Source organism: Pseudomonas sp. TE3899, assembly GCF_056279105.1.
Genome location: NZ_JBWBQR010000001.1, coordinates 4,823,394 through 4,841,467, shown reverse-complemented (window position 1 = coordinate 4,841,467; position 18,074 = coordinate 4,823,394). Strand labels below are relative to the sequence as shown.

The window sequence follows — 18,074 nt, the reverse complement described above, 5'->3', positions numbered from 1 at the left end:
GGCGGCCGTTTTACGTTGGATCAGCTGTTGTTGTGGTCGACTTTGATGGTCGGATCGCTGCCGGCAATCAACGAGTGCAGGTTGGCGGTGGACCAGTTGTTACCTTCCAGTTTGATCGTCACGTCCGGCGTCGCCGCCGCGGCATCCGCCGAGTTGAACTTGCCGGCCGAGCTGACCTGCAACGACGACACGCCGTCAACGGTGGAGATCTTCAGGAAGTTGTCGATGGTGCTGCCGGTTTCACCCTGCAACAGATCGCGCAGGTCGATACGGTCACCTTCGCTGGCCTTGAAGTCCTTGATCACGTCGCTGCCGGTGTCGCCCGCCTTCCACACGAAGGTGTCGGCACCCGAGCCGCCAATCAGGATGTCGTTGCCCGAACCGCCGATCAGCGTGTCGTTACCGGTGCCGCCGAGCAGGATGTCATTGCCTTTGCCGCCATCGAGCAGGTCGTTACCGCCCGAGCCGAACAGGATGTCATTGCCTGCGCCGCCCAGCAGTGTGTCGTTGCCGTCGTGGGCGCCGGACACGTCGAACGTGGTGTAGTGCTCGGTCACGAACTGATGCACGTTGCTGGTGGTGACTTTGCTGACGTCCACGCCGGTCTGCTGGGCGACGAATGCCTGCATGGCCTGGTAACCCTCGCCGGCGATGCCGTTGAAGCTCACCAGGTCGCCGAACAGGATGTCGTTGCCGTCACCGCCATTGACCGTGTCGGAACCTGGCAGCGTCGCTTCGGTGTGACCGATGATCGAGTTGGCCAGGTCATTGGGGTTGATGTTGGTTTGCGGCGTTTTGTCCGAGTCGTACGGCTTGAGGTCGTTGAGCGTGACATCGCTGTTCAGGCCAATGGCTTCGACGTTCGACAGGCTACCCAACAACGCGAAGCTGCTGCTGGCGTTGTCGATGGTGGTCTGGGTGGTGCTGCTGCCACTGCCCGCCAGCGCCGACAACTCGTAGGTGCCATCGCCCTGGGCGTGAACGGTGCCGAGGTTGCTGGAGTCCCAGCCACCCCACCAGTTGGCGGTTTTCAGCGTCGCGACGCCCGCACTGTTGATGTTCAGGATGTGCGTGCTGTCGATGGTCGTGGAGAACGTGTCGCCCGGTTTGTAGTTGCTGGTTTTCACCACGTCGTCGAGTTTCACGTTGCTGTACAGCGTCGGGTTGGTCTGCTCGCCGCTCTGGTAGTAGGTCGGCTTGCCGTCGGTGATGAAATACGTGAGGTTCTTCGCCCCGGTGTTGGCCACTGCATCGGCGCTCTGGAACCAGTTGGCCGTGGTCTTGAACACGTCCTCGTAGTTGGTGCCGCCGCCCGACGCCATCGAGTTCAGGACGGCCTTGAGCGAGGCCAGCGCGTTCGGGTCGTTCAGGTTGACCGACACCGACTTGTTGACCTGGGTATCGAAGTCCACCAGGAAGATGTTCACGGTGCCCGAGTTGCCGCCCATGCTCTGCTTGAGGGTGTTGAACACCGACGTCAGCGAGTCCTTGGCCGCGTTGATCGACGACGCGCTCATGCTGCCCGAGCTGTCGACCATGAAGGCGATGTTGTAGTTGGTGCCCGGCACCACGGTCAGGCCGCCGATGTCGGCGACGATGATGTCGTTGCCGTCGGTACCGGTGACGGTGTCGCTGGCCGAGGTGGCAGTGATCGCGTTGTACGTCGCCGGGAAAACGGTGACCGGGATCTGCGCCGTGCTGATGGCCGAACCGCCCAGGGCCTCGGTGGAGGTCGAGGTCACGGTCAGGTTGAACTGGCCGTTGTAGTACGGCGGCGGGGTCACGGTCAGGGTGCCGAGGTTCCAGCCGGTGACGTTGGCTTCGCCGACCGTCGCGGTGGCGGTGAAGGTGTGGCCGGCGCCATCGGTGAGGATCGAGCCTGCCGGGATGCCGCTGATTTTAACGCTCAGGCTTTCGGAGCCGTCGGTGTCGGTCAGTGCAGTCTTTATCGCGGACAGGTGAACGCTGGTGCCTTCGAAACCGGTATTGAGTTTGTAGCCGTCGTAGTAACCCTCACCGCCCGTGCCATGCAGGTCGGAGACGGTTACGCCGGACGCGGCCAGATCCGCCACGCCGGTGTACAACGGCACGCCCGCGCTGCTCAGATCGACCGGTGTCGCGCCATTGACCGACAGGTTGACGTCATAGCTGCCCGGGCCGCTCTGGTTGTGGTGGTAGATGTCGAGGGTGTAGTAGCCGCTGGCGGTCGGGGTGAACGAACCGCTCAAGCTGCCGCCCGCACCCCACAGGGCGGACGCGACGTTCTTGCCGCCAATGGTCACCAGCAGGCTGTCATCGCCAGAACCGCTGAAGGTGTAGGTCTTGCCGGCTTCGAGGTAGATCAGGCCGGAAGTTTTCGATGCCGTACCCGCTGCGACACTGCCGTCGGACTGCACGTTGGTCACGTTGGTGCTGGAGTTCGGTGTACCCGCCGCGTCGATCACCGACTTGAGCGTGCCAGTCGGCGCGCCGCTGCCGTCGGTGCCCAGGCCCGACAGACCGGTCCAGACTTCCTTGATCAGCCCGGTGGATTTGACGCTGTTGTCCGCAACGGTCAGGGACGGTGCATCGGCGACCGGCGTGATGTCGATTTTGATCGTGCCGGTGTTGCCCAGCAATTGACCGTCGGTTGGCTGGAACTTGATCTGCGCGTAGTCCGCCTGATTGTTACCCAGGCCGGTGCCGCCGTAGCCGTTGGTCCCGGATTCGTTAGCGTCCGGAGTGAAACGCAGCTTGCCGGCGTCAATGTCAGCCTTGGTGAAGGTCTGGTTGTTGGTGACGTCGGTCCAGGTCGAGCCATTCAGGTACTGCAACTTGCCTTCGCCCGGCAGGCCGGTGATTTTCACCCCCAGGCTCGCGGCCGGGCTGTCGACATCACTGACGCCGAAGGTCGACCAGCCGAGGATCAGCGGGGTGTCTTCGGTACCGGTGACATTGACTGGCGCAGCGGTCGGCGCATCGTTCACAGCGACCACGTTGACGGTGGTGGTTGCGACGTTCGAGTAGTTACCGCCATCGGTCACGGTCACGGTGATGATCCGCGGCACGGTGCTTGGGTCTTCACTGTTGTTGGTGAAGCTGATGTTCTTGATCGCCTGCATGTAGTCGGCCAGCGTCGCGTTGCCCGACAGGGTCAGCGTCACCGTGCCGTTGGTGCTGTTGGCATTGATGGTGATGCCGTTGACGCTGTTGCCCAGGTTCAGCGCATCGCCGTCCTGACGGTTGGTCAGTACCACGGTCGCGCCGGTCAGCATCGTGCTGTCCGGGTCGGTGATTTTCAGGTCGGTGTCGGCAATCGACACGCCCGCGCCCGGGGTGTTTTCGGTGAAGGTCACGTTGTAGTTGGCACCAGTGGCACCGCTGGAGTTGTTGGCATCCAGGTCGATGACCGGCGGCGCATCGTTGTCGATGATCGAGGTGCTGACGCTGCCATTGGTGGCGCTGACTGCGAGGTTCTCGAAGTTGCCGCCGGTGGCCGAGTCGATCTTGACCACGAAGTTTTCGGTGCCTTCGGTGATCTTGTCGTCAATGGTCGCCACGTTGAAGCTGGCGCTGCTGGCGCCGGCCGGGATCTTCACGGTGTACACACCGGTGAAGTCCGAACCGTCGGCGGCAGTGCCGCTGTAGACGATTTTCAGCGTCACGTCGGTTTGCGCCGGGTGCGTCAGACTGACGGTGTAGCTGGCGGTCTGGCCTTCGGTCACCGAGGTGCTGCCGGTGATGCTGACTTCGGTCTTGTCGATGGTGTCGGTGACAGTGGTCGAAACGACTGACTTGTTCGCGCCGATGGCTTCGAGGTTACCGCCGCTGGCGCTCTTGATCGAGTCAGTGACAGTCGGTGCGCCGATGTAGAAATCGTTGCCCGCGATGACCGGCAAGCTGCCGGAGCTCTGGCCAACGGCGATGGTGATCACTTTGCCGCTGTCCAGGGTGACGGTCACAGGCTCGTTGTGCGCGGTGACCAGGTTGCCTTTGGCGTCGGTCAGGGTCGCGGTGTAGGTGATGGTGCCGTTTTCATTCACCGTCGGTGAGGCGGTCAACGTCACGGTCGTCGTGTCATTGACGTCATTCACCGTAGTGGTGACCGGCGTTTTGTTCGGCGCAACGGCTTCGAGGTTGCCACCGGCCGCATCCTTGATGGATTCGGCCACGGTGGTCGGGCCTTTGTAGACGTCGTTGCCGGCCGCCACGGCCAAGATCCCGGCGCTCTGGCCGACGGCGATGGTGATCACCTTGCCGCTGTTCAGGGTGACGGTGACGGGTTCGTTGTGCGCAGTGACCAGGTTGCCTTTGGCGTCGGTCAGGGTCGCGGTGTAAGTGATGGTGCCGTTTTCATTCACGGTCGGCGAGGCGGTCAACGTCACGGTAGTCGCGTCATTGACGTCGCTGACGATGGTCGTGGCTGGCGTGGTGTTTGGCGCGACGGCTTCGAGGTTGCCACCGGCCGCTTCCTTGATCGACTCGGAAACGGTGGTTGGACCTTTGTAGACGTCGTTGCCGGCCGCCACGGCCAAGATCCCGGAGCTCTGGCCGACGGCGATGGTGATCACCTTGCCGCTGTTCAGGGTGACGGTCACTGGGTCGTTGTGCGCGGTGACCAGATTGCCTTTGGCGTCGGTCAGGGTCGCGGTGTAGGTGATGGTGCCGTTTTCATTCACCGTCGGCGAGGCGGTCAACGTCACGGTCGTTGCGTCATTGACGTCATTCACCGTAGTGGTGACCGGCGTTTTGTTCGGCGCGACGGCTTCGAGGTTGCCACCGGCCGCATCCTTGATGGATTCGGCCACGGTGGTCGGGCCTTTGTAGACGTCGTTGCCGGCCGCCACGGCCAAGATCCCGGAGCTCTGGCCGACGGCGATGGTGATCACCTTGCCGCTGTTCAGGGTGACGGTCACTGGGTCGTTGTGCGCGGTGACCAGATTGCCTTTGGCGTCGGTCAGGGTCGCGGTGTAGGTGATGGTGCCGTTTTCATTCACGGTTGGCGAGGCAGTGAGCGTCACGGTCGTTGCGTCATTCACGTCGCTGACGATGGTCGTGGCTGGCGTGGTGTTTGGCGCGACGGCTTCAAGGTTGCCACCGGCCGCTTCCTTGATGGATTCGGAAACGGTGGTCGGGCCTTTGTAGACGTCGTTGCCGGCCGCCACGGCCAAGATCCCGGAGCTCTGGCCGACCGCGATGGTGATCACCTTGCCGCTGTTCAGCGTCACGGTCACGGGTTCGTTGTGCGCGGTGACCAGGTTACCTTTGGCGTCGGTCAGGGTTGCGGTGTAGGTGATGGTACCGTTTTCATTCACCGTCGGTGAGGCGGTCAACGTCACGGTCGTTGCGTCATTGACGTCATTCACCGTAGTGGTGACCGGCGTTTTGTTCGGCGCGACGGCTTCGAGGTTGCCACCGGCCGCATCCTTGATGGATTCGGCCACGGTGGTCGGGCCTTTGTAGACGTCGTTGCCGGCCGCCACGGCCAAGCTCCCGGAGCTCTGGCCGACGGCGATGGTGATCACCTTGCCGCTGTTCAGGGTGACGGTGACGGGCTCGTTGTGCGCAGTGACCAGGTTGCCTTTGGCGTCGGTCAGGGTTGCGGTGTAGGTGATCGTGCCGTTTTCATTCACCGTCGGCGAGGCGGTCAACGTCACGGTAGTCGTGTCATTGACGTCATTCACCGTAGTGGTGACCGGCGTTTTGTTCGGCACAACGGCTTCGAGGTTGCCACCAGCCGCATCCTTGATGGATTCGGCCACGGTGGTCGGGCCTTTGTAGACGTCGTTGCCGGCCGCCACGGCCAAGATCCCGGAGCTCTGGCCGACGGCGATGGTGATCACCTTGCCGCTGTTCAGGGTGACGGTGACTGGCTCGTTGTGCGCAGTGACCAAGTTGCCTTTGGCGTCGGTCAGGGTTGCGGTGTAGGTGATCGTGCCGTTCTCGGCAACGCCTGGGGTCGCCGTCAGGGTTACCGTGGTGGCGTCATTGACGTCGCTGACGATGGTGGTTGCAGGCGTGGTGTTTGGTGCGACGGCTTCCAAATTCCCGCCCGAGGCATCCTTGATCGACTCGGAAACGGTGGTTGGGCCTTTATAGGCGTCGTTGTCCGCCGTGACCGGCAAGCTTCCGGAGCTTTCGCCCACAGCGATGGTGATGACTTTGCCGCTGTTCAGGGTGACGGTGACGGGTTCGTTGTGCGCGGTGACCAGGTTGCCTTTGGCGTCGGTCAGGGTTGCAGTGTAGGTGATGGTGCCGTTTTCATTCACGGTCGGCGAGGCAGTGAGCGTCACAGTCGTTGCGTCATTGACGTCGCTGACGATAGTGGTTGCAGGCGTAGTGTTTGGCGCAACGGCTTCGAGGTTGCCACCGGCCGCTTCCTTGATCGACTCGGAAACGGTGGTCGGGCCTTTGTAGACGTCGTTACTTGCCGTGACTGGCAGGCTACCGGAGCTTTCACCCACAGCGATGGTGATCACTTTGCCGCTGTTCAGCGTCACGGTGACTGGCTCGTTGTGCGCAGTGACGAGGTTGCCTTTGGCATCAGTCAGGGTCGCGGTGTAGGTGATCGTGCCGTTCTCGGCAACGCCTGGGGTTGCTGTCAGGGTTACCGTGGTGGCGTCATTGACGTCGCTGACGATGGTGGTCGCAGGCGTGGTATTCGGCGCTACCGCTTCCAAATTCCCGCCCGAGGCATTCTTGATGGATTCGGAAACGGTGGTCGGACCTTTGTAGACGTCGTTGTCCGCCGTGACCGGCAGGCTGCCGGAGCTTTCGCCCACAGCGATGGTGATCACCTTGCCGCTGTTCAGGGTGACGGTGACTGGCTCGTTGTGCGCAGTGACCAAGTTGCCTTTGGCGTCGGTCAGGGTTGCGGTGTAGGTGATGGTGCCGTTCTCGGCAACGCCTGGGGTCGCGGTCAGGGTTACCGTGGTGGCGTCATTGACGTCGCTGACGATGGTCGTGGCTGGCGTAGTGTTCGGCGCTACCGCTTCCAAATTCCCGCCCGAGGCATCCTTGATCGACTCGGAAACGGTGGTTGGGCCTTTGTAGACGTCATTGTCCGCCGTGACCGGCAGGCTGCCGGAGCTTTCACCCACGGCGATGGTGATGACCTTGCCGCTGTTCAGGGTGACGGTCACGGGCTCGTTGTGCGCGGTGACCAGGTTGCCTTTGGCGTCGGTCAGGGTTGCGGTGTACGTGATGGTGCCGTTTTCATTCACGGTCGGCGAGGCAGTCAACGTCACGGTCGTTGCGTCATTCACGTCGCTGACGATGGTCGTGGCTGGCGTGGTGTTTGGCGCAACGGCTTCGAGGTTGCCACCGGCTGCTTCCTTGATCGATTCGGAAACGGTGGTTGGACCTTTATAGACGTCGTTGTTCGCCGTGACCGGCAGGCTGCCGGAGCTTTCGCCCACAGCGATGGTGATCACCTTGCCGCTGTTCAGCGTCACGGTGACTGGCTCGTTGTGCGCAGTGACCAGGTTGCCTTTGGCGTCAGTCAGGGTCGCGGTGTAGGTAATGGTGCCGTTCTCGGCAACGCCTGGGGTCGCCGTCAGGGTTACCGTGGTGGCGTCATTCACGTCGCTGACGATGGTCGTGGCAGGCGTCGTGTTCGGCGCAACGGCTTCGAGGTTGCCACCGGCCGCTTCCTTGATCGATTCGGAAACGGTGGTCGGACCTTTGTAGACGTCGTTGTCCGCCGTGACCGGCAAGCTACCGGAGCTTTCACCGACCGCGATGGTGATGACCTTGCCGCTGTTCAGCGTGACGGTCACGGGCTCGTTGTGCGCGGTGACCAGGTTGCCTTTGGCGTCGGTCAGGGTTGCAGTGTAGGTGATGGTGCCGTTTTCATTCACGGTCGGCGATGCAGTCAACGTCACGGTCGTTGCGTCATTCACGTCGCTGACGATGGTCGTGGCTGGCGTGGTGTTTGGCGCGACGGCTTCAAGGTTGCCACCGGCCGCTTCCTTGATGGATTCGGAAACGGTGGTCGGACCTTTGTAGACGTCATTGTCCGCCGTGACCGGCAGGCTGCCGGAGCTTTCACCCACAGCGATGGTGATGACTTTGCCGCTGTTCAGGGTGACGGTGACGGGCTCGTTGTGCGCGGTGACCAGGTTGCCTTTGGCGTCGGTCAGGGTTGCGGTGTAGGTGATCGTGCCGTTTTCATTCACGGTCGGCGAGGCGGTCAACGTCACGGTCGTTGCGTCATTCACATCGCTGACGATGGTGGTCGCAGGCGTGGTGTTCGGCGCTACCGCTTCCAAATTCCCGCCCGAGGCATCCTTGATCGACTCGGAAACGGTGGTCGGGCCTTTATAGACGTCATTGTCCGCCGTGACCGGCAGGCTGCCCGAGCTTTCGCCGACCGCGATGGTGATCACCTTGCCGCTGTTCAGCGTCACGGTCACGGGTTCGTTGTGCGCGGTGACCAGGTTGCCTTTGGCGTCGGTCAGGGTCGCGGTGTAGGTGATCGTGCCGTTCTCGGCAACGCCTGGGGTCGCGGTCAGGGTTACCGTGGTGGCGTCATTGACGTCGCTGACGATGGTCGTGGCTGGCGTGGTGTTTGGCGCAACGGCTTCGAGGTTGCCACCGGCCGCTTCCTTGATCGACTCGGAAACGGTGGTCGGGCCTTTGTAGACGTCGTTGTTCGCCGTGACTGGCAGGCTGCCGGAGCTTTCACCGACAGCGATGGTGATGACTTTGCCGCTGTTCAGCGTCACGGTCACGGGTTCGTTGTGCGCGGTGACGAGATTGCCTTTGGCGTCGGTCAGGGTTGCGGTGTAGGTGATCGTGCCGTTTTCATTCACGGTCGGCGAGGCAGTCAACGTCACGGTCGTCGCGTCATTGACGTCGCTGACGATGGTGGTTGCAGGCGTGGTGTTTGGTGCGACGGCTTCCAAATTCCCGCCCGAGGCATCCTTGATCGACTCGGAAACGGTGGTTGGGCCTTTGTAGACGTCATTGTCCGCCGTGACCGGCAGGCTGCCGGAGCTTTCACCCACGGCGATGGTGATGACCTTGCCGCTGTTCAGGGTGACGGTCACGGGCTCGTTGTGCGCGGTGACCAGGTTGCCTTTGGCATCGGTCAGGGTCGCGGTGTAGGTGATGGTGCCGTTTTCATTCACGGTCGGCGAGGCGGTCAACGTCACGGTCGTTGCGTCATTGACGTCGCTGACGATAGTAGTTGCAGGCGTAGTGTTCGGCGCAACGGCTTCGAGGTTGCCACCGGCCGCTTCTTTGATCGACTCGGAAACGGTGGTCGGACCTTTGTAGACGTCGTTGTCCGCCGTGACGGATAGGCTACCGGAGCTTTCACCGACCGCGATGGTGATGACCTTGCCGCTGTTCAGCGTGACGGTCACGGGCTCGTTGTGCGCGGTGACCAGGTTGCCTTTGGCGTCGGTCAGGGTTGCAGTGTAGGTGATGGTGCCGTTTTCATTCACGGTCGGCGATGCAGTCAACGTCACGGTCGTTGCGTCATTCACGTCGCTGACGATGGTCGTGGCTGGCGTGGTGTTTGGCGCGACGGCTTCAAGGTTGCCACCGGCCGCTTCCTTGATGGATTCGGAAACGGTGGTCGGACCTTTGTAGACGTCATTGTCCGCCGTGACCGGCAGGCTGCCGGAGCTTTCACCCACAGCGATGGTGATGACTTTGCCGCTGTTCAGGGTGACGGTGACGGGTTCGTTGTGCGCAGTGACCAGATTGCCTTTGGCATCGGTCAGGGTCGCGGTGTAGGTAATGGTGCCGTTCTCGGCAACGCCTGGGGTCGCCGTCAGGGTTACCGTGGTGGCGTCATTCACGTCGCTGACGATGGTCGTGGCTGGCGTGGTGTTCGGCGCTACCGCTTCCAAATTCCCGCCCGAGGCATCCTTGATCGACTCGGAAACGGTGGTTGGACCTTTGTAGACGTCATTGTCCGCCGTGACCGGCAGGCTGCCGGAGCTTTCGCCGACCGCGATGGTGATGACTTTCCCGCTGTTCAGCGTCACGGTCACGGGTTCGTTATGCGCGGTGACCAGATTGCCTTTGGCGTCAGTCAGGGTCGCGGTGTACGTAATGGTGCCGTTCTCGGCAACGCCTGGGGTCGCGGTCAGGGTTACCGTGGTGGCGTCATTGACGTCGCTGACGATGGTGGTCGCAGGCGTAGTGTTCGGCGCTACCGCTTCCAAATTCCCGCCCGAGGCATCCTTGATGGACTCGGAAACGGTGGTCGGACCTTTGTAGACGTCGTTGTCCGCCGTGACCGGCAAGCTACCGGAGCTTTCACCGACCGCGATGGTGATGACCTTGCCGCTGTTCAGGGTGACGGTCACGGGTTCGTTGTGCGCGGTGACCAGGTTGCCTTTGGCGTCGGTCAGGGTCGCGGTGTACGTGATGGTGCCGTTTTCATTCACCGTCGGCGAGGCAGTCAACGTTACGGTCGTTGCGTCATTCACGTCGCTGACGATGGTGGTCGCAGGCGTGGTATTTGGTGCGACGGCTTCCAAATTACCGCCCGAGGCATCCTTGATCGACTCGGAAACGGTGGTTGGACCTTTGTAGACGTCATTGTCCGCCGTGACCGGCAGGCTGCCCGAGCTTTCACCGACCGCGATGGTGATCACTTTGCCGCTGTTCAGCGTCACGGTGACGGGCTCGTTGTGCGCAGTGACCAGGTTGCCTTTGGCGTCAGTCAGGGTCGCGGTGTAGGTAATGGTGCCGTTCTCGGCAACGCCTGGGGTCGCCGTCAGGGTTACCGTGGTGGCGTCATTCACGTCGCTGACGATGGTCGTGGCAGGCGTCGTGTTCGGCGCAACGGCTTCGAGGTTGCCACCGGCCGCTTCCTTGATCGACTCGGAAACGGTGGTTGGGCCTTTGTAGACGTCGTTGTCCGCCGTGACCGGCAAGCTACCGGAGCTTTCACCGACCGCGATGGTGATGACTTTGCCGCTGTTCAGCGTCACGGTCACGGGCTCGTTGTGCGCAGTGACCAGGTTGCCTTTGGCATCGGTCAGGGTCGCGGTGTACGTGATGGTGCCGTTCTCCGCAACACTCGGGGTCGCGGTCAGCGTTACGGTCGTGGTGTCGATCGAGTCGGTGATGGTGGTGACGGCCGCTACGTTGCTCGGCACCAGGTTCTCAAAATTCCCGCCGGTAGTGCCGGTAACGGTGATGCTGACGGTGCTGCCATTGTTGTAGACATCATTGGCTGGCGTTGGAACGTTCACGCTGCCGGTGGTCTGGCCGGCGCCAATAGTGATGGTCGAACCGTTGGACAGGGTCACAGTGACCGGCGTTTGTGCCGGGTTGGTCAATGTCGCGGTGTAGGTGATCTCGCCGCCCTCGACGACGGTGCCAGTGGCCGTGAGGGTCAGGTTGGTGGTGTCCACCGAATCGGTAATAGTCGTGACCGCTGGCGCTGGGTTTGGAGACAACTGTTCGAAGTTACCGCCGGTTGCACTGGTGATCGTGGTGCTGACAGTGCTGCCATTGTTGTAGACGTCATTGGCGGGCGTCGGAACGTTGACGGTGCCGGTGGTCTGGCCGGCGCCGATGGTGATGGTCGAGCCGTTGGACAGGGTGACGGTAACCGGCGTCTGCGCCGGGTTGGTCAATGTCGCGGTGTAGGTGATCTGCCCGCCTTCAGTCACGGTGCCGCCCGCCGTCAGGGTGACGGTGGTGGTGTCGATGGTGTCGGTGACTTGAGTCGTCGCCGGCACGGTCGGTGGGGTCACGATGATGCCGGCGCCGCCCGTGGTGCCGGTGACGGTCACGTCGATCTGGGTCGGGTCGTTATAGACGGTGTCGTTCGGCGCCAGCGGTACGTTGACGGTGCCGGTGGTTTGGCCAGCCTGAATCACGATCACCGCGCCGTTGGACAGGGTGATGGTCAGGTCGCTGGTCGGTGCCTGGGTCAGGGTCGCGGTGTAAACCAGAACGCCGCCGGCTTCGGTGATGGTTGGCGTGGCGCTCAGGCTCAGGGTCGAGGCCTGCACGATGTTGGCGTTGTTGGTGGTCTGGCCGCCGATGGTGTTCTGCGTGGTCGCTCCGGCAGCGCCGATGCCCGCGGTCGGGAAACCAATGGTCGGGTCTACCCGGCCAGCGGTGGCGTCCAACATCACGAAGCTATGGCCGCCACCGGCCGCGCCGCCTGTACCGGCAGCGGTCGGGCCGGCTGCGGTGGCTTCGAGGTCTGTGGTCGGGTCGGCGCCGGCAGCGATGGCCTGCTGCAGTTCTTCAACCGATGGCGCGGCTTGTGCAGTGGCTTCTGCCAGGTCGGTGCTGGAATCCGGAGCGCTGCCACTCCATTGAGTGTCGCGGCCCAGGTCCAGGGTCCGGCCATCAGCCAGTTCGAGCGTGACGGCGCCAGCGGCACCGGTGTCTACCTGATCGCCGACAAGCAGTCGATCGCCTTCAACGAGTACGCGGCGCACGCCCTCTGGGGACACCGCGAAAACCTGACCGACAATGCTTTTGACGATGGCAACAACACTGCTCATTGAAGACTCTCCGGGTGTCACGTTCAGTTGACTTCCATGGACCTGATGGCGAACTCGCCAAAGCAGTCTGGACGTACTTTTAAAAAATGTAGGGCATAAGCTTGACGCTGTAATCCGTCAACAATTTGGCTATATTTTTTCGCTATTTACTTTATGCCAAACTATTGACCTTATGGGTGCCATCCTAAACAATCGCCCCCGTAATGTCACATTGATATTTAAGCGGCGACCTGTCCTACAGCGTGTGATCCAGTTCCTGTTTTGAACTTTCCGACATACGGTCATTACTGTTGCCATCATCCGACGCAGCGCCCCTATTTGCTGTGACTCAAGACAAGAAGTTCTGGGAAATTTTCTTCATGCGTTCGTACTTGTTCAAAGCCTTACCCTTTGCCCTTGCCGCCAGTTTCGTACAAGCACAAAGCCTTCCAGAAGCCATGCAACAAGCGCTGGACGTCCATCCGGAGATCCAGGCAGCGGTTAATAGCCGATTGGCCGCGGATTATCAGTTAAAGGCAGCCAAAGGTGGATACCTGCCACGGGTCGATCTGCTGGGCGGTTACGGCCGCGAAGGCACGGATAACGTCACCACCCGCGCCGACACCGGCAGCAATCACTGGGAAACCCTGAACCGCAGCGAGTCAAGTTTGCGTCTGTCGCAAATGGTTTTTGACGGTTTTGCGACGTCCAGCGAAGTGGGGCGTCAACAAGCCACCGTTAACTCCCGCGCCTATTCCCTGCTGGGCACTTCCGAGCGCACCGCGCTGACCGTGGCCCAGGTTTACCTCGACGTGCTGACCCGCCGTGAATTCGTGCGCCTGGCCGAAGACAACCTCAAGAGCCACGAGCGCATCTTCGACCAGATCAAATTGCGCACCTCCCGGGGTGTCGGCAGCGGCGCTGACATGGACCAGGCCGAAGCCCGTATGGCCCAGGCCCGCAACAACCTGATCACCGAACAGACCAACCTGGCCGACGCCGAGACCAACTTCCTCAGCGCCGTCGGCCAGATGCCCGATCAGCTTGAGCGTCCTGCGCCATTCCTCGCCCTGCTGCCGGCCAACCTGAACGAAGCCCGCTCGCAGATGCTGGAAAACAGCCCGATTCTGCGCTCCGCCGAGTCCGACATTTCTGCGGCGGAAAAACAGTACGAAGCGGCCAAGTCGTCGTTCTACCCGCGTTTTGATGCCGAACTGGGCCGCTCTGCCGACAACGATGTCGACGGCCAGAATGGCCACAGCAACGAGTGGCAAGCCATGCTGCGCATGCGCTTCAACCTGTTCGCCGGTGGCAGCAACAAGGCGGACCTGGAATCCAAGTCGTACCTGTCAAACCAGGCGCTGGACATCCGCAACAACGCCTTGCGCGTGTTGAACGAAGAACTGGGCCTGGCCTGGAACGCCCTGAACAACGCCAACGCCCAGGTGCCGATCGCCCAGCAATATGTCGATCACAGCACCGCGGTACGCACGGCTTATCAGAAGCAGTTCAGCCTGGGTCAGCGCACCTTGCTCGACTTGCTCGACAGTGAAAACGAGTTGTTCACCGCTTCGCGCCGCCTGGCGGACATTAAAAACACTCAGTTATTTACTCAGTACCGAATCAAGGCGACCATGGGCGAGTTGCTCAAGAGCCAGGGAGTGGTCGCACCGTTGGCATCCGTTGTGCAGAACGACGTGAAGCCAAAGGTTCAATTGCCCGGTATGAATTGAGCAGGACCTTTATCGTTCAATTGTTAGCCAAGAGTGCCGAGCGTGGAATCAGAAGTCAGTCGAGTTCAACTCATTCATGATCCACGCGCGCTGCATGACGATCCGTTACTGGATGGTCTGCTGGCCCTGTGCACGCTGCACCAGAAACCCGCCAGCGCGGCGATGCTCACCACTGGCCTGCCGCTGCCCAAGCAACGCCTGAGCATCGAGTTGCTGCCCCGCGCCGCGGCTCGCGCCGGGCTGCAAGGGCGGGTGCTGCAGCGCAAGCTGGAAGATATTCCGACGATTGCGATGCCGGCGCTATTGCTGCTCAAGGACGGCCGCAGTGCGGTGCTGCTGGGCTGGCAAGGTGAAGACCAGGCTCGCGTGCTGCTCAGTGAAACCGATGGCGGCGAAAGTGTCGTCAACCGTGAACTGCTGGCCGACGACTACATCGGCAAAGTCTTCTTCGCCCAACCGCAACATAAATTTGACGTTAACCACGGCACGCTGATTCCCCGCGCGCGTTCGTGGTTCCGCGACACCCTCAAGCGTTCGCGCTGGCTGTACGCCGACGCCATCGCCGCCAGTTTCCTGATCAACATCATCGCCATGGCCGCGCCGCTGTTCGTGATGAACGTCTACGACCGCGTGGTGCCGAACCAGGCGGAATCGACCCTGTGGGTGCTGGCGATCGGCATCACTGGCGCCTACCTGTTCGACCTGATCCTCAAGAGCCTGCGCAGTCTGTGCCTGGACCTGGCCGGCAAGAAAACCGACCTGATCATCTCGGCCACGCTGTTCGAGCGCATCGTCGGCATGGCCATGAAGTACCGCCCGGCCCGGGTCGGCAGCTTCGCCCAGAACATCCATGAGTTTCAGAGCCTGCGCGACTTCCTCGCCTCGCTGACCCTGACCAGCCTGATCGACCTGCCGTTTACCCTGCTGATCTTCATGGTCATCGCCATTCTCGGCGGCCATCTGGTTTGGATTCCGGTGCTCGCGTTTCCGATAGCGCTGCTGATCGGCTACGCCTTGCAGAAGCCGCTGGTAGCGACCATGGAACGCACCATGGCTCTGGCCGCCGAGCGCCAGTCGAGCCTGATCGAAACCCTCGCCGGCCTCGATGCCGTGAAGGTCAACAACGCCGAAAGCGAACGCCAGTACCAGTGGGAACAGACCATCGGCACCCTCAGCCGCCTCGAGCTGCGAGTGAAAATGCTCTCCGGTCTGGCGATGAACATCACCCTGCTGATCCAGCAACTGGCCGGGGTGATCATGATTGTCTTCGGCGTGTACCAGATCATTGCCGGCAACTTGAGCATGGGCGGCCTTATCGCCTGCTACATGCTCAGCGGTCGTGCGCTGAGCCCGCTGGCCTCGCTTTCCGGCCTGCTGACCCGTTACCAGCAAGCGCGGGTGACCATGGTGTCGGTGGACCAGATGATGGAGTTGCCCCAAGAGCGCAACTTCGAAGAGCGCCCGCTGAGCCGCAAGGTCCTGCAAGGCGCCATCGAATGCCGTCAGCTGAACTTCACCTACCCGAACCAGCAAAACCCGGCGCTGAAGAACATCAACCTGATCATCAAGCCCGGTGAAAAAATCGGCATCATCGGTCGCAGCGGCTCGGGCAAAAGCTCCCTGGCCAAGTTGCTGGTGGGCCTCTATCAGCCGGACGACGGTGCCTTGCTGGTGGATGGCGTTGATATCCGCCAGATCGACGTCAGCGAACTGCGCCACAACATCGGCTACGTGCCTCAGGACATTCAATTGCTCGCCGGTACGCTGCGGGACAATTTGGTCTCGGGCGCGCGCTATGTAGAAGACGAACTGGTGCTGCAAGCCGCCGAATTGGCCGGCGTCCACGAATTCGCCCGTCTGCACCCGCAGGGTTATGAACTGCAAGTGGGCGAGCGCGGACAGAACCTGTCCGGCGGCCAACGGCAGAACGTGGCCCTGGCGCGTGCGCTGCTGCTCAACCCGCCGATCCTGCTGCTCGACGAACCGACCAGTGCCATGGACAACACCGGCGAAGAACGCCTCAAGCAACGCCTCGCCGCGGTGGTTGAAAGCAAAACCGTGGTGCTGGTGACGCACCGGGCGTCGCTGCTGTCGCTGGTGGATCGCCTGTTGGTGATCGACCGTGGGCAGATTCTCGCCGATGGGCCGAAAGCCGTTGTGATGGAAGCGTTGAAGAAGGGGCAGATCAGTGTTGCTTAAGTCGGGTTTCAAGGACTCTATCCGCCGCTACTTCAAAGGCTCTGCCTCGCTGCAAGGCCAGCCGTTGCCGGAAGTGAACAAGGCACTGATCGAAGATGCGCCGCGTGTGGTGCGGTTGACCATCTGGGCGATCATCGGCTTCTTCGTGTTCCTGATGCTGTGGGCCAACTTCGCCGTGATCGACGAAGTGACCAAGGGCGACGGCAAGGCGATTCCGTCGTCGAAGATCCAGAAAATCCAGAACCTTGAGGGCGGGATCGTCTCCGAACTGTTCGTCAAGGAAGGGCAGATCGTCGAGGCTGGCGCGCCGCTGATTCGCCTGGATGACACGCGATTCGCCTCCAACGTTGGCGAAACCGAGGCGGATCGCCTGTCGATGCTGCTGCGGGTCGAGCGCTTGAGCGCCGAGGTCGATGACCGTCCGCTGAATTTCCCGGCTGACGTGCTCAAAGCCGTTCCCGGCCAGGCGGCCAGCGAAGAGTCGCTGTACACCAGCCGTCGTCAGCAGTTGCACGATGAAATCGGCGGCTTGCAGGAACAGTTGATCCAGCGTCAGCAAGAGCTGCGCGAGTTCTCCTCCAAGCAGTCGCAGTACCGCAATGGCCTGGCGTTACAACGCCAGGAAATCAACATGTCCGAGCCGCTGGTGGCCCAGGGCGCGGTATCGCCGGTGGAAGTGCTGCGGCTCAAGCGTGCTGAAGTGGAAACCCGCGGGCAACTGGACGCGACAACCCTGGCCATTCCCCGCGCCGAATCGGCGATCAAGGAAGTGCAGCGCAAGATCGACGAGACCCGCGGCAAGTTCCGCAGCGAAGCCCTGACCCAACTCAACGAAGCCCGCACCGACCTGAACAAGGCCCAAGCCACCGGCAAGGCCCTGGAAGATCGCGTGAGCCGCACCCTGGTGACATCGCCAGTGCGCGGGATCGTCAACAAATTGCTGGTGAACACCATTGGCGGCGTGATCCAGCCGGGCGTCGACCTGGTGGAAATCGTGCCGCTGGACGACACCTTGCTGGTGGAAGCCAAAGTCCGCCCGCAAGACATCGCCTTCCTGCACCCGGGGCAAGAGGCGACGGTGAAATTCACCGCGTACGACTACACCATCTACGGTGGGCTCAAAGCCAAGCTGGAGCAGATCGGTGCTGACACCATTACCGATGAAGACAAGAAAACCACCTACTACATCATCAAGCTGCGCACCGATCGCAGTCACCTCGGGACCGATGAAAAGCCGTTGCTGATCATTCCGGGGATGGTGGCGTCGGTGGACATCATCACCGGCAAGAAGACGGTGCTCAGCTATCTGCTCAAGCCGATCATTCGGGCGCGAGCTGAGGCGTTGCACGAGCGGTAGATCTTCGCAGGGGCTGATGGCCTCTTCGCGGGCAAGCCTCGCTCCTACAAGGTTTGTGTCGTTCACATCATTTGTGTGCGACGCGGACCTGTAGGCGCGAGGCTTGCCCGCGAAGGCGTCCTCAAAAACACCACTTGCTGATCGTTCCCACGCTCTGCGTGGGAATGCCGCCATGGACGCTCCGCGTCCACCGTGACGCAGAGCGTCACGGGGTGTGTTCCCACACCGGGGCGTGGGAACAATCGGTGGCATATCGTTATTCATTAACGGTATTTAAATTTCAATTCTTATGACTATAAAGTCACTCTCCTGCGTACCTGCCGACCAATCGGCGCGCCG

Annotated in this window: 4 protein-coding genes; 3 read left to right on the top strand and 1 reads right to left on the bottom strand. The window is 61.6% G+C overall.

Annotation, left to right across the window (positions count from 1 at the left end):
* Positions 1-20: 20 nt before the first annotated feature.
* Positions 21-12,467 (bottom strand): retention module-containing protein, encoded by a 12,447-nt coding sequence (locus ACZ89E_RS21960; protein ID WP_476256445.1) that lies wholly within the window; start codon positions 12,465-12,467, stop codon positions 21-23.
* Positions 12,468-12,826: 359 nt separating this feature from the next.
* Here ACZ89E_RS21960 and ACZ89E_RS21955 point away from each other — a divergent pair, with 359 nt between their 5' ends.
* From ACZ89E_RS21955 to ACZ89E_RS21945, 3 genes are read left to right on the top strand one after another with little or no spacing between them, the layout of a single operon-like run.
* Entirely contained in the window at positions 12,827-14,179 is a 1,353-nt protein-coding gene (locus ACZ89E_RS21955) for a TolC family outer membrane protein (protein WP_169372230.1), read from the top strand.
* A gap of 42 nt (positions 14,180-14,221) precedes the next feature.
* The gene (locus ACZ89E_RS21950) at positions 14,222-16,378 is read left to right on the top strand and encodes a type I secretion system permease/ATPase (RefSeq protein WP_476256444.1); all 2,157 of its coding nucleotides are present in this window, start codon (positions 14,222-14,224) and stop codon (positions 16,376-16,378) included.
* Positions 16,368-17,735, top strand: a complete 1,368-nt coding sequence (locus ACZ89E_RS21945) for an HlyD family type I secretion periplasmic adaptor subunit (RefSeq protein WP_149661519.1) — start codon at positions 16,368-16,370, stop codon at positions 17,733-17,735. Before ACZ89E_RS21950 ends, ACZ89E_RS21945 begins: the two co-directional genes overlap by 11 nt.
* Positions 17,736-18,074 lie beyond the last annotated feature (339 nt).

Coding starts and splice junctions, on each gene's coding strand:
- ACZ89E_RS21960 (WP_476256445.1), bottom strand. CDS start 12,467: ATGAGCAGTGTTGTTGCCATCGTCAAAAGCATTGTCGGTCAGGTTTTC.
- ACZ89E_RS21955 (WP_169372230.1), top strand. CDS start 12,827: ATGCGTTCGTACTTGTTCAAAGCCTTACCCTTTGCCCTTGCCGCCAGT.